13 protein-coding genes and 1 tRNA gene are annotated in these 12,319 nt (G+C 60.4%); 8 read left to right on the top strand and 6 right to left on the bottom strand.

Annotated elements, in window-relative coordinates; genetic code table 11:
- The first annotated feature begins 157 nt into the window (after positions 1-157).
- The gene (locus HJB91_RS26970; RefSeq protein ID WP_184459666.1) at positions 158-439 is read left to right on the top strand and encodes a hypothetical protein; all 282 of its coding nucleotides are present in this window, start codon (positions 158-160) and stop codon (positions 437-439) included.
- A gap of 78 nt (positions 440-517) precedes the next feature.
- Here the strand turns inward: HJB91_RS26970 and HJB91_RS26965 are convergent, their stop codons facing one another.
- Complete coding sequence (locus HJB91_RS26965) at positions 518-772, bottom strand: GlsB/YeaQ/YmgE family stress response membrane protein (protein WP_064802691.1); 255 nt, start codon at positions 770-772, stop codon at positions 518-520.
- Positions 773-1,323: 551 nt separating this feature from the next.
- Here HJB91_RS26965 and HJB91_RS26960 point away from each other — a divergent pair.
- The 3 genes from HJB91_RS26960 (at position 1,324) to HJB91_RS26950 (ending at position 3,774) form a co-directional block, all read left to right on the top strand.
- On the top strand, positions 1,324-1,482 hold the full coding sequence (locus HJB91_RS26960; protein WP_221147703.1) for an entericidin: 159 nt from the start codon (positions 1,324-1,326) through the stop codon (positions 1,480-1,482).
- Between the two features lie 491 nt (positions 1,483-1,973).
- On the top strand, positions 1,974-2,867 hold the full coding sequence (locus tag HJB91_RS26955; RefSeq protein ID WP_210631265.1) for a transglutaminase family protein: 894 nt from the start codon (positions 1,974-1,976) through the stop codon (positions 2,865-2,867).
- Positions 2,868-2,967: 100 nt separating this feature from the next.
- Positions 2,968-3,774 (top strand): transglutaminase family protein, encoded by an 807-nt coding sequence (locus tag HJB91_RS26950; RefSeq protein WP_210631266.1) that lies wholly within the window; start codon positions 2,968-2,970, stop codon positions 3,772-3,774.
- Positions 3,775-3,812: 38 nt separating this feature from the next.
- Here the strand turns inward: HJB91_RS26950 and HJB91_RS26945 are convergent, their stop codons facing one another.
- The gene (locus HJB91_RS26945) at positions 3,813-4,037 is read right to left on the bottom strand and encodes an alkylphosphonate utilization protein (protein ID WP_184459645.1); all 225 of its coding nucleotides are present in this window, start codon (positions 4,035-4,037) and stop codon (positions 3,813-3,815) included.
- A gap of 55 nt (positions 4,038-4,092) precedes the next feature.
- The gene (locus tag HJB91_RS26940; protein WP_221156394.1) at positions 4,093-5,022 is read right to left on the bottom strand and encodes a LysR family transcriptional regulator; all 930 of its coding nucleotides are present in this window, start codon (positions 5,020-5,022) and stop codon (positions 4,093-4,095) included.
- A 139-nt stretch (positions 5,023-5,161) separates the two neighbouring features.
- Between HJB91_RS26940 and HJB91_RS26935 the strand changes: the two genes are divergently transcribed.
- Complete coding sequence (locus tag HJB91_RS26935; RefSeq protein ID WP_221147727.1) at positions 5,162-6,574, top strand: MFS transporter; 1,413 nt, start codon at positions 5,162-5,164, stop codon at positions 6,572-6,574.
- A 260-nt stretch (positions 6,575-6,834) separates the two neighbouring features.
- Here the strand turns inward: HJB91_RS26935 and HJB91_RS26930 are convergent, their stop codons facing one another.
- Positions 6,835-7,521, bottom strand: a complete 687-nt coding sequence (locus HJB91_RS26930) for a TetR/AcrR family transcriptional regulator (protein ID WP_221156392.1) — start codon at positions 7,519-7,521, stop codon at positions 6,835-6,837.
- A 198-nt stretch (positions 7,522-7,719) separates the two neighbouring features.
- Between HJB91_RS26930 and HJB91_RS26925 the strand changes: the two genes are divergently transcribed.
- The gene (locus HJB91_RS26925; RefSeq protein ID WP_221156390.1) at positions 7,720-8,208 is read left to right on the top strand and encodes a RidA family protein; all 489 of its coding nucleotides are present in this window, start codon (positions 7,720-7,722) and stop codon (positions 8,206-8,208) included.
- A gap of 47 nt (positions 8,209-8,255) precedes the next feature.
- Here the strand turns inward: HJB91_RS26925 and HJB91_RS26920 are convergent.
- A tRNA-Ser gene (locus tag HJB91_RS26920) sits at positions 8,256-8,345 on the bottom strand.
- Between the two features lie 167 nt (positions 8,346-8,512).
- Positions 8,513-9,334 carry an Ig-like domain-containing protein gene (locus tag HJB91_RS26915; protein ID WP_210631313.1) on the bottom strand — a complete coding sequence of 274 codons (822 nt, stop codon included), beginning with the start codon at positions 9,332-9,334 and terminating at the stop codon, positions 8,513-8,515.
- A gap of 532 nt (positions 9,335-9,866) precedes the next feature.
- Between HJB91_RS26915 and HJB91_RS26910 the strand changes: the two genes are divergently transcribed.
- The gene (locus tag HJB91_RS26910) at positions 9,867-10,967 is read left to right on the top strand and encodes a septal ring lytic transglycosylase RlpA family protein (RefSeq protein WP_210631314.1); all 1,101 of its coding nucleotides are present in this window, start codon (positions 9,867-9,869) and stop codon (positions 10,965-10,967) included.
- Between the two features lie 70 nt (positions 10,968-11,037).
- Positions 11,038-12,231, top strand: coding sequence for a D-alanyl-D-alanine carboxypeptidase family protein (locus HJB91_RS26905; protein WP_221156387.1), 1,194 nt, complete (start codon positions 11,038-11,040; stop codon positions 12,229-12,231).
- Positions 12,232-12,319: the final 88 nt, after the last annotated feature.

Here is a 12,319-nt window from a genome sequence, read left to right as displayed (position 1 = left end):
ACAAAGCCGACAGGAAATGAAGGGTTGTCACGCGAAAAGCTGCGGATGGCCGCGAGGGCGACGCAAGGCGTTGATGGCGAACAAAAGATCGGCTCCCGGCGGAACCTTTCGGGCCGCCATTTCGTTGAAGCGGCATCCCATGAAACAGGAGCAGACCATGGCAGAAATGAAAACCGCTTCCGCCGAATCCACCGCTGCGCGCGTCAAGGCGGATATCGCAGCAGACGATCTGTCGGCGCAGGTCACGGCACTCCGTGAAGATCTATCCAGATTGACGGACAGTGTGCGGGCGCTGGGGCAGGGGGCAAAGTCGGTGGTTACGGACGAAGCTTCGCTGATGACGGAACGGCTGCGCGACAAGGTTCGCGAAGAACCGATCATGGCGCTCGCGATAACGGCAGGCGTAGCCTATCTTTTCGGCCTGCTGAGCCGCCGCTGAACATGGAATTCGGGACAGAAAAGCCGGACGCAAGGCGCGCCCGGCTTTTAGTCATGTCTGCCAGTTGCGCCTCGACAATCAGCGGCGGATGGCACGGCCGATGAAGATCAGAATGCAGGCGCCGATGAAGCCGGTGATCAGGTAACCAAGCCATCCCGCCAACGGCTGGATGTGCAGCAGACCCAGGATCCAGTTGGCGACGATCGCGCCGACGATGCCGAGCAATATGTTCATGAGCACGCCCATATTGCTGCTCATGACCTTTTCTGCCAGCCATCCGGCGATGCCGCCGATGATGATGGCCGCAATCCAACCCACGCCTGCGTTTTCCATAGTGATCCCTCCTGGTGAAACGACTCGCAAGAATGCACGAAACGAAAGAAAGTTCCACTCCTGGAGGAACTTAAGCACTCAAGGATGCAGCACGGTGACGGGTGTTTCCAGCAGGTAAGCGACGAGTTGGAACATTAGCCCGCTTAGCGCAAGAATTGCGAAGCCGAAAGGCATGATCAGGCTTTTGCTAAACATTCTCTCCTCTCCTATTTTAAATAAAGCATAAGCCGAAGTGCGTGTTACGCAAGGTTATTACTAACAATTGGTTAAGTGCGATATTTAAGTAAAATGATAGATTTCAGGGAACGGTCGCGAAATCCCGGATGTATGAGGAGGAAATACACGGACGACTGGCATCCAAATCACTTTCCTTCCAACAATTCTACATTTCGGAGAGCTTTAACTCGGGTAATCCGTTTCTTGACGGAACAGGGAGCGGCCGGATGCACCAATTCGGCGCAGGTGCTGCGTTATGTCCGGCCGCCGGCGGATTGATTTTGGCTCGGAGTGCGTCATTTTTCCGGGGGTTCGTTCAATCAGGGAAAATCTCGATGCCAAAAGCTGCAATCGCCATCGCCTGCTGCCTCTGCCTGCTTACGCTCTCCGGCTGCGGCAATACCGCATACGGGCTGAAGAAGGATGGACAGGAGGCGAGCCACGCAATGGATAATGCGACCCATCGGGTGCTTTCGGCCGGCGCCAATAGGTAATGGCGGCTGCCGGCGACACGCGGCAAATCTTGCATGAAAAAAGCCCGCCTGGGGTGAGGCGGGCTTAGCACAACAGAGAGAATGGACGGACGAAAACCGTCCCGACTGATACAGCATTTCCTTAAAGGCGCCGCTGTACGTCATTCGACGTAACCGCGACCGAAAGTTCCGGCAGCGGCGTCAGAATCGGGTCAGAAGTTGCCCCAATTCTGAGCGCGGGCACGGGCGCGAATAATCCGGTATTCGCGACCGCCATAGAGCGAACCGATGGTCAGCAGAAGCGTCAGAACGTCCCAGATGATATGCATGTTATCCTCTCAGGTTGGACGGCTCTGCCGTCGATCGGTGAAGGTACAATAGCAATCTTTCGAAACTGCTTATATGACAAGAAATCGGGATGAGCAGGCAAAGGAGCAGGGCGCTTGCGGCGTCTGATAAGACGCGCGGCGCTGCAGGAGCAGCAACGTGAACAAATCAGCCGGCGCCAGTCCATGACGATTTTCTCCGTTCGCCACATCACGTCCTATCGTTACCGCCGGGAGGTCGATTTCGGCGAGCATCGCCTGATGTTCCGGCCGCGCGACAGTTTCGACCAGCGGCTGATCGAGGCGTCGCTGACCACCTATCCGGAGCAAAGCCATGTGCGCTGGATCCACGATGTTTTCGGCAATTGCGTGGCGCTCGTCGATTTTTCGCGGCCGTCGGTGGAGCTTCGTTTCGAAACCTGGATCACACTCGATCATACGCCGCAGTTCGGCCCGGACATTCGGATCGACGAGGCGGCGCTGACCTATCCTTTCTCCTACGACAAGGACGAAATCGCCGATCTTGCGCCGGCGATGCAGCGCCATTATCCGGATTCGGGCGATGAGGTCGGCCGCTGGGCGCGCCAGTTCGTGCGCATGGGGCACCCGACAGAGACCGGGCACCTGCTGATGACGCTCTGTTATGCCATTCGCGAAAGCTTTGTCTATGCACGTCGCCAGGAACATGGAACGCAAACGCCGCTGCAGACCTTGCGGCTTCGCTCCGGCACCTGCCGGGATTTCGCGCTTCTGATGATGGAGGCGGCACGCTCGCTCGGCCTGGCGGCGCGGTTCGTCACCGGTTACGTCTACGTTCCCGACCGGGACGGCTCGACCGTGCTCGGCGGCGGCTCCACGCATGCCTGGTGCCAGGTCTATCTTCCCGGGGCCGGTTGGGCTGAGTTCGATCCGACCAACGGCATCGTCGGCAACCGCGATCTCATTCGTGTGGCCGTTGCCCGCGACCCGCGCCAGGCAATTCCTTTGAGCGGCAGCTATGACGGGGAGGGGACGGATTTCGAGGGCATGACGGTGCAGGTCAACGTGACCACGCGGCAGTCATGGATTACCGAGGGGTAATGATGCATTGCCCCGGGGAATTGCATCGCGGGAACCGGGTTGGTGCGATCGACGTTCCATTCTCACCTCCGCCCATGCCGGGAGGGACGAGGAAGCCACAATGAAGATACGCGCCGGGTTTCATCTGGGCTATGAATGCATACAGCCGACGCCGATGCTGCTGGTCCTCAACATTCATCCCTCCCGTCGCGCCGATCTTCTGAGCGAGCAGGTCCTGACATTCGACCGGCCGATCGAAGCGTGGGAATATACCGATGGCTTCGGCAATGCCTGCAGCCGGATCGTCGCTCCGCCGGGACTGACGACGATTTCCACCGAGTTCGAGATCTATGACACCGGGCAGGCCGACATCGTTCCCGTCCAGGCGGTGCAGCACGCGATCAAGGATCTGCCCGACGAAGTGCTCGTCTTCCTGCTCGGCAGCCGTTACTGCGACACAGACAGGCTTTCGGATTTCGCCTGGGCGACCTTCTCATCAACGCCGCTCGGCTGGGCGCGCGTGCAGGCGATCTGCGATTTCGTGCATGACCACATCACCTTCGATTATCAGAAGGCCGACGTTCTCAGAACCGCGCATGGCGGCTTTACCGACAAGAGCGGCGTCTGCCGCGACTTCGCCCATCTCGCCATTGCACTCTGTCGATGCATGAATATTCCTGCCAGATATTGCACCGGTTATCTCGGTGATATCGGCGTTCCCGCCGATCCAAATCCAATGGATTTCAGCGCCTGGTTCGAGGTCTTTCTCGGCGGGCACTGGCATACGGTCGATGCCCGCCACAACACCCCGCGTATCGGCAGAATTCTGATGGCGACAGGCCGAGATGCCACCGACGTCGCGATGTCGACGGCTTTCGGCCCGGCGACGCTTTCCCGCTTCGAGGTGATCACCGAGGAAGTGCCGTAAGTTGCGGCCACGGAGCCATAGGCTACCGCAGGTAGATCCTACGCCTTCTTCAGGAACTCCGTTTTCAGCACGAGGCCTTTGACCTGCTTGGTGTTGCACTCGATCTCGCCGGGATTGTCGGTCAGGCGAATGCCTTTGACCAAGGTCCCACGCTTCAGCGTCTCCGAAGTGCCCTTGACCTTGAGGTCTTTGATCAACGTCACGGAATCGCCGTCGTGAAGCTGGGTTCCGTTGCTGTCCTTTACAATAATGTCTTCGGCCATGATATCCTCGCTTGGTGATGCGGGAGGGGAAATCACGACGACAGGGGAGAGTCAATCACCAGTCCCGTCCCGTCCGATCTCGTTCTCCTGCCTCCGCGGCTGAACAGACCTCACGAACACAGCTGCGCAGCCAGCGATGCGCGGGATCGGCATCCATCCTCGGGTGCCAAAGCAACGAAACCGTGAGCTCCGGCGTCGGAACGGGAAGGGGGAAACTGTGCATTCCCGCCCGCAAGGCCGCCGTGTGGCGTTCAGGAACGCTGGCGACCAGGTCCGAGGCGCGGGCGAGCGCCAGTGCCGTGGAAAAGCCGCCGACGACGGTGGCGACCTGCCGTTCCAGCCCGAGCGCATTCAGAGCGTCGTCGATCGCTCCTTTGTCGAACCCGCGCCGCGAGACCGCAATATGGCCGCCGGCCGCGTAACGGGAGGGCGTGATCTCATCGCGGCAAAGCGGGTGGCCGGTGCGCACGACGCCGATGAAGCGGTCGCGGAACAAGGCCTGCGCCCGCACCTCCGGTCCCATCGTCTCGCCGACGACACCGGTTTCCAGATCGACGCTTCCGTCACGCAACGGCGCGCTGTCCTTGTCCGGTTTCTGCATGAAGCACAGCCGCACGCCAGGGGCTTGCTTGCCGAGGCGAGCGATGAGATCGGGGCCGAAGCTTTCGGCAAAACCTTCGCTGGCGCGCAGCGTGAATGTCCGGACGAGCCGACCGAGATCAAGCGCTTCGGCAGGACGCAGAACCGCCCGAGCATCCTCGACGATGCGGCCGACCCGCTCGCGCAGCTCGAGCGCCCGGGGTGTCGGAACCAGGCCGCGGCCGGCACGCACCAGCAGCGGATCGCCCGTGGCCTCGCGCAATCGCGCCAGCGCCCGGCTCATGGCCGATGGGCTGAGCCGCAGCCTCGCGGCCGCACGGGCGACGCTGCCTTCGGCGAGCAAGACATCAAGGGTGACAAGCAGGTTGAGGTCAGGAGTCAACATGCATGCGGTATAACATGATTTCAGAGTGATATGGCGCCAGCCGCATGAATGAAGTGCAAATGCTGCGCATTCCGCCATGCCAGTTGCGGGACTAGGGTTCGATGGCTCCCTTTCAAGGAGCTTGAACATGGAGGTCCTGTTGAAACCGATCATTGCAGAACAGGGGGAGGCAGTCGCCGAACGCCCCTATTCCGTCCGCTGGGGACTCGCCAGCCTTTGCCTTTCGATGCTGCTGCCATCGCTCGGCACCAGCATCGCCAATATTGGTCTGCCGGCCCTGGCGCAGGCTTTCGGCGGCTCCTTCCAGGAGGTGCAGTGGATCGTGCTGGCCTATCTTCTTGCCATCACCACCCTCATCGTCAGCGTCGGGCGGCTTGGCGACATGACCGGCCGCAGACGGCTTCTGCTCATCGGCATCCTGCTCTTTACGCTGGCCTCCGTCATCTGCGGGGTTGCGCCGGCGCTCTGGCTGATGATCGCCGGGCGGGCGCTGCAGGGTCTCGGCGCAGCGATCATGATGGCCCTCACCATGGCTTTTGTCGGCGAAACGGTGCCGAAGGCGAGGACCGGCAGCGCCATGGGGCTGCTCGCAACCATGTCGGCGATCGGCACTGCTCTCGGCCCGTCGCTGGGCGGCGCTCTGATTGCCGGGTTCGGCTGGCCCGCGATCTTTCTCGTCAACGTGCCGCTCGGCATCGTTGCCTTCACCCTCGCCTATTGTTTTCTGCCTGCCGACGTCAACATGGGGAAGATGAAGCGCGCCGGTTTCGACATGGCAGGCACCTTGCTGCTTGCCCTGGCGCTCTTCGCCTATGCGCTGGCGATGACGACCGGGCGGGGCAGCTTTGGAATGCTGAATCTCTCCCTGCTGGCGGCGGCTTTTTTCGGGGCCGGTCTCTTCGTCTTCGCCGAGAGGAAAGCCTCATCACCACTGATCCGGCCGGCGGTGTTTCGCAATGCAGCGCTGAGCGCAAGCCTGGTCATGAACGCGCTCATCTCGACGGTGATGATGGCGACGCTGGTGGTCGGCCCGTTTTATCTCTCCCGTGCGCTCGGGCTCAGCGAGGCCGCCGTTGGCGCCGTCATGTCGATTGGCCCCGTCATCTCCATCCTTGCTGGAGTCCCGGCCGGTCGCCTGGTCGATCGTCTGGACGCGCCGTTCGTGATCGCGGCAGGCCTCATCGCGATGGCCGCTGGCGCCATCGCACTCGCCATGCTTCCCGGAATGATCGGCTATATCGCCGCCATCGCCATCCTGACGCCCGGCTATCAGCTGTTCCAAGCGGCCAACAACACCGCCGTCATGGCGGATGTCGGCCCTGACCAGCGCGGCGTCATCTCGGGCGCGCTCAGCCTGTCGCGCAATCTCGGGCTGATTACCGGCGCTTCCGTCATGGGTGCGGTATTCGCGCGAGCATCGGGAACATCGGATGTCGCCGTGGCAGGCCCCGAGGCCATTCACTCAGGGATGCAGATCACCTTTGCCGTCGCAGCCATGGCGATCGCCGCAGCACTCGCCATCGCCACCGTGACTTGCCGCCGCGGCGGCTGACGCAGAGCGCCGTCGAGACTGAGACCAAGGTCCGATCCGACCCGGACTTCATGCCGATACCAAACCCTCGATCGCTGCAATAGGTTTTCGTGGCGGGACGAATCTGCGGAGTTTAGCGGTGACCAAAATCTTCGTTGTGGGGTTGATACTGACGCCGGTTATTTTCTGGGGTTCCATCGGCGCGCTGATATATTCGATGTTGTCGTGAGCGGATGTTTTCTGACCGAGCTTGCCGATCAATTCGGGAGCTGAGCCCTGGTTCATCGGCTCGGAACAAGCCCGTCAAGCAGGAAGTCCAGGCCTTTCCTGAAAACGCCGTCCCAGTCATTGTCCAACAGCAGACGAGCACGCTCGATCGTCGGATATTCTTCGCTGAAATGAGCAAGACGCTGCTGCCCGGCGAGCATGTCTTCGTCCGAAAGGTCGAAGTTCGCACGAGTGATGGTCGCGCCCATAACATAATTCCAGAGCGACCATATCGCACCGTTCAAATCCGCCTCCTCGACACCGGCTCCGGATAAGACCCTGCCCAGCAGTTCCAGGCGACCGAGGATGTTCGGGCCGAGCGCCCGGCGCGGCAACAGCGACGCCGACCAGGGATGGCGCAGCATGCTGGCGCGCCAGTCTTCAAGCATGTGAAAGACCGCCTGACGCCAGTCCGGCGATTCGATCGTTTGCGATGGTCCACGATATTCGAGCACCGACTCGAGCGCGAGATCAAAAACCTCCTCTTTGTTGGCGACGTGCCAATAAAGGCTCATCGCGCCCGAGCCGAGGCGATCGGCCAGCCGACGCATTTTCAATCCGTCGACACCTTCGGCGTCCAGCAGTTCAACCGCGCTCGCTACGATCCGGTCGAGCGAAAGAGGCGGTTCCTGTGCGGAGGGGACCGGGGCAGCTTTCCGGTGAGGCCGTTTATCCTGAGTGCCGTCGCGTTTGGCTGCCATGTGTCTTTCCTAAAAAGATCGGGTCATCGATTTAAGCCGGCGCAGCGACGGATGTCGATCCTCTCCAGTTGACTCGTACAATGTACGATGCGATGGAATCGTACGCTGTACGAGTCGCTCGGTTGCGGAAGAGTTAAAGGCGCAATCCAGCAGGCGGCGAGGGTCGTTACTCGCAGTCCTCACGCCGGAAAGGACATCATGTCACATGCAATCAAACATCTGCTTATCGGAGGGCTGATCATCATGACCACAGGAATTCCCAACGCGACGACGGCGAATGAGGGTGACCTCAAGCTGACCATCGTCAATCCAATAAACCTCCACGATCCGACGCCGAATGGCTATAGCACGGCGGTGATCGTCCCCCGCGGCGCCCGGTTGGCCTACATCTCCGGACAGGGTGGCCAGGACAGCACGGGAGCCTTGTCGCCGGACTTCGCCGTTCAGGTGAAGCAGGCCTACGCAAATTTGCGCAGTGCGCTTGATGGGCTCGGGGCAAGGCCGGATCAGGTCGCCAAACTGACGATCTTCGTGGTCGATCACGATCTGTCCAAGCTCGAGGTGCTGACGAGGAACGTCAAAGACATGTTTGGCGACGCACTCCCGGCCCAGACCCTTGTCCCCGTTCCCAAACTTGCAATCGATCCGATGCTGTTCGAAGTCGAAGCCGTCGTCATGCTTGAATAGTGGCTGCGACTGATCCGGCCGGCTGGTCTGATGGAGAAAATTGCAGGTGGCGGAAGAGGTGGGATTCGAACCCACGGTACGGTTTCCCGCACGCCGGTTTTCAAGACCGGTTCCTTAAACCACTCGGACACTCTTCCAAGTATTTGGGAAGCCTGAAGAAAGCCAGTTTCGGTCTTTCCGGTGGATCGGTGGTTTCTGCCGATTTGCTGCCCATTCACTCACAGGCCGGCTTTTTAGCAGCTTTGATGGCAGCGTCAACTTGTTCTGCAGCGAAGCGGCTTTGACAGCCGCTTCTCTGCCGCCGTCAGACCAGGACGGTGAAGTTGTCAAATGCGAGTTGCGGAAAGCCCGTCGGCTCGACGTCGGGTTGAATATCGAATCGGACAAAATCGACCGCTCCCAAGGCTGCCAGAGAGATATGCTGGCCATCGGCGATGGTGTCACCATAGACCGTCAGCGACATCTCACTCACCTTGTTGCCACCGACATAACCCTCGAAGGTTACGAGGGCGTCGACACCTTCATAGGCGGGGTCGAAATTGGTTGCGACATCGACGCCCTCTATCGTGAAGAGCTTGCCGTCAACGCGTTCGAAAAACGGATTGTAGGGATTGGTGACGACGTACTCGTTGCCGCCGGATTCGGCGACCGTCCAAAGGTTGCCATCGAGTTTGTCGCCAAATTTGAATCCTGCATAACCGGAGGCGACGTCAGGCAGCCCGGGATATTCCGTGGGAGCATTCTCGAAATCGATGGAATACTGTCCTTGCGGAGGAGTGTGGACTCCGATGTTGAGGCTGCCGACATCCGTGCCGCCTTTTCCATCGGAGATCTTGAATGAAAAATTCTCGCCGAAGATCCCGCCGGGCTCAAGCGCGCTCGGATCATTGACCGTGTAACTATAGCTGCCGTTGCTCCAGATCGTCAGCGTTCCGTGCTCACCCGCGATGGTAAGATATCCCGGCTCGCCCGCCTTGTTAGGAATTCTCATTCCGTTGACGAACTGAACCTGAAGCAGATCGCCGTCGGAATCCGAGGCGTTGTCGAGAAGGTTTCCTTCGATGGCCTCCGCTGGTGCGTAGTCGTGGACCGACACGTCAGGCACTATTGGTTTGTGATTTGCCATGGCTCGTCTCCTAAAGATGAGCGTGGAAAGGACGTCAGGCTGCGACCCGAACGCTGCAAATAAACTTTCTACTCCCCTTTGAGTCAAGCAACAAACTACACGCCCTAAGGGAGTGATGGCCGATGCCGTTGCTGTGAAGGACACCTAAACAAGAGAGCAAAAGCCAATCTACTGCCTTGGGATGAAGGCTGCAGTTGCAGCCGGCGTCCGGAGAACAGCTGCTGCTGTCGTCGGTGTCTCGATCCGGTACTTCCCGACCTCTAGAATCCCTCCAACATTTACCATGTGCCCCGCATCGGCACGCCGATTTCGGCTCTCATTGCAATAGCGAGAGGGCAGGGCAGCAGGCCTTGTGTTTGCAATTCATTAACCATAATCATTGGAATTGTCGCTATCGCTGCGAAATCGTTCGTATATTTGCCATGAACTCACCAAGATTAAAGTCTCGTTAGGTGGGCGGGGATAAGGCGTTGTTGACCCAGGATGGGGCAGAGTTCCTTAACCATAACGATCTTTGAGCGGCGTGGGGCACATGAAACTGGAATACGGGGCGTCTTTCGCAACGACAGCACGGTGGCTGGCGATATCGGCGATGTGTGCGACGGTTGCGGCGTGCGGCACGACACAGGCCGTGCCGAAGAAAAGAGCCCACGGCAAGGAATATTTCTCTGAATCCGAATATGGCGTGAAAGCCAGCCCCCGCGTCGCCACCGGCAACAATATCCCGAAGGGCGGCGGCCGCTACATGGTCGGCAACCCCTATGAGGTGAAGGGCAAGTGGTACTATCCGAAGGAAGACTTTGCCTATAACAAGGTCGGCGTCGCCTCCTGGTACGGCTCAGCCTTTCACGGACGCCTGACGGCGAATGGTGAAGTCTACGACCAGATGCATCTTTCTGCCGCGCATCCGACGTTCCCGCTGCCGAGCTACGCCCGCGTCACCAATCTCGAGAACGGCTCCTCCATCGTCGTCCGCGTCAACGATCGCGGCCCCTATCACGAGGGCCGCATCATCGACCTTTCCAACAAGACGGCCGACATGCTGGATCTGCAGCACAGCGGCACCGGCAAGGTGCGCGTGCAATATGTCGGCCGCGCCCGCATGGACGGCCATGACATGCCCTATCTGATGGCCTCCTACGTGCCGAAGGGCAGCCGCATCCCCGGCGTCAATCCGGAAGGGCAGATCGCATCCGGCGTGATGGTCGCCTCCAACAGCCGCAAGATCACCCGCGATCAGCTGCAGAACGCGGAAGACTACGAGACGCCGGCGAATGTGCCGGTGCCGTTGTCGGCGACCTCCTATGCGGGTTCGACGCCGAGCGCACGCTACAATGCGGCGCCCGGCCTTGCGCCGGCAGCCCATGTTCTGGTGGCGCCTTCAGCTGCTTCCTCCAATGCCACGCCAGGCGTCGATCGGATGGTCGTGCTGCCGGAGATCGGTCCGATGCCCTATGAGCGGCCCTATGGCGGTTCGCAAGACTCCCTAGCGCTCGGCTACCAGAACGAGGCGGTAAAGACGGTGACGGTCGATCTCGCCTTCGACGCGGTGATGGTGCGCAATGACGGGCTGACGCAGGCCTCGATCCTTGCCTCGGCCAAGCGCCAGCAGGCAAAATCGGCAGCGCATTGAGCATGGCGATTGCGTCGAATTTCGCCGCGCTCTAACCTTCTCAAAACGCCATTGACCGATGGGAGTTGCGATGCTGAGGCCCGTGCTTCGCCTGCTTGCATGCCTGATGCCGCTCGCCGCCGGCGCACACGCCGCCGACGGGGGCACTGCCGGTTTCGCCACCAAGGCAGCGCAGGCCTATATGATCGAGGCCTCCACCGGCACGGTGCTTCTCGCCAAGAATGAGGATCAGAGCTTTTCGCCGGCTTCGCTCGCCAAGCTGATGACGATGGATCTGGTCTTCGATGCCGTGACCAAGGGCCAGATCACGCTCGATACCGAATATCCCGTTTCCGAATATGCCTGGCGCACCGGCGGCGCGCCGTCGCGGACAGCAACGATGTTTGCCGCTCTCAAATCACGCGTGCGCGTCGAGGATCTGATCAAGGGTGTCGCGATCCAGGGCGCCAATGACAGCTGCATCATCCTCGCCGAGGGGATGGCCGGAAGCGAGCAGCAATTCGCGCAGTCGATGATCCGCCGCGCCCGCGAGCTCGGCATGGAGAAAGCGGTGTTCGGCAATTCCACCGGCCTTCCGGACGGCAAGAGCAAAGTGACGGCGCGTGAGATGGTGACGCTTGCCGCCGCTCTCCAGCAGTCCTATCCCAATCTCTATCCTTACTTTGCGCAGCTGGATTTCGAATGGAACAAGATCTTCCAGCGCAACCGCAATCCGCTGCTCGGGCTCGATCTCGGCGCCGACGGGCTTGCGACCGGCTTTGCCGAGGGAGAAGGTTATTCGATCGTCGCATCGGTCCAGCGCGACGGCCGGCGGCTATTTCTGGCGCTTGCCGGCATCGCTTCCGACAAGGAACGGACGGAGGAGGCCAAACGCGTGCTCGAATGGGGGCTGACGGCCTTCGAGAGCCGTCAGATCTTCACCGAGCATGAAGTGATTGGCGCGGCCAGCGTCTATGGCGGCTCGGCGCCCACCGTCGATCTCGTCGCCAAAGTGCCGGTCAGTGTCTATATTCCGATCAGCAACCCCGACCGGCTTTCGGCGCGCGTCGTCTATCGCTGGCCGCTGACGGCGCCCGTAAAGCCGGATTATCAGGCCGGCACGCTCAGGATTTTCGCCGGTAGCCGGCTGCTCAGGGAGGTGCCGCTCTATACCGCGCAGGCGGTCGGGGAGGGCTCGCTCAGCAGCCGGGCGGTCGACGCCATGCTGGAACTCGGCGAATCGCTGTTCTTCTCCTGGCTCTGGGACAAGTCCGCTGGCGGCTGAACGTGTTATGCCCATCGCGAGCCCAAGATCAGGCTCTGGCGGATAGCGCTTCCTTTCCCGCATACCGTTGCCGCACAGTCATGTTCCA

This window comes from Rhizobium sp. NLR10b (assembly GCF_019685435.1).
Lineage (GTDB): Bacteria > Pseudomonadota > Alphaproteobacteria > Rhizobiales > Rhizobiaceae > Rhizobium.
Note: the sequence above shows the minus strand (reverse complement) of the source record. Positions and strands in the feature narration are given on the sequence as shown.

Bases quoted from the DNA above. Each gene is read 5' to 3' on its own strand.
- HJB91_RS26905 (WP_221156387.1), top strand. From the start codon at position 11,038: ATGCTGAGGCCCGTGCTTCGCCTGCTTGCATGCCTGATGCCGCTCGCC.
- HJB91_RS26925 (WP_221156390.1), top strand. From the start codon at position 7,720: ATGTCACATGCAATCAAACATCTGCTTATCGGAGGGCTGATCATCATG.
- HJB91_RS26970 (WP_184459666.1), top strand. From the start codon at position 158: ATGGCAGAAATGAAAACCGCTTCCGCCGAATCCACCGCTGCGCGCGTC.
- HJB91_RS26915 (WP_210631313.1), bottom strand. From the start codon at position 9,334: ATGGCAAATCACAAACCAATAGTGCCTGACGTGTCGGTCCACGACTAC.
- HJB91_RS26950 (WP_210631266.1), top strand. From the start codon at position 2,968: ATGAAGATACGCGCCGGGTTTCATCTGGGCTATGAATGCATACAGCCG.
- HJB91_RS26940 (WP_221156394.1), bottom strand. From the start codon at position 5,022: ATGTTGACTCCTGACCTCAACCTGCTTGTCACCCTTGATGTCTTGCTC.
- HJB91_RS26945 (WP_184459645.1), bottom strand. From the start codon at position 4,037: ATGGCCGAAGACATTATTGTAAAGGACAGCAACGGAACCCAGCTTCAC.
- HJB91_RS26910 (WP_210631314.1), top strand. From the start codon at position 9,867: ATGAAACTGGAATACGGGGCGTCTTTCGCAACGACAGCACGGTGGCTG.
- HJB91_RS26955 (WP_210631265.1), top strand. From the start codon at position 1,974: ATGACGATTTTCTCCGTTCGCCACATCACGTCCTATCGTTACCGCCGG.
- HJB91_RS26965 (WP_064802691.1), bottom strand. From the start codon at position 772: ATGGAAAACGCAGGCGTGGGTTGGATTGCGGCCATCATCATCGGCGGC.
- HJB91_RS26930 (WP_221156392.1), bottom strand. From the start codon at position 7,521: ATGGCAGCCAAACGCGACGGCACTCAGGATAAACGGCCTCACCGGAAA.
- HJB91_RS26960 (WP_221147703.1), top strand. From the start codon at position 1,324: ATGCCAAAAGCTGCAATCGCCATCGCCTGCTGCCTCTGCCTGCTTACG.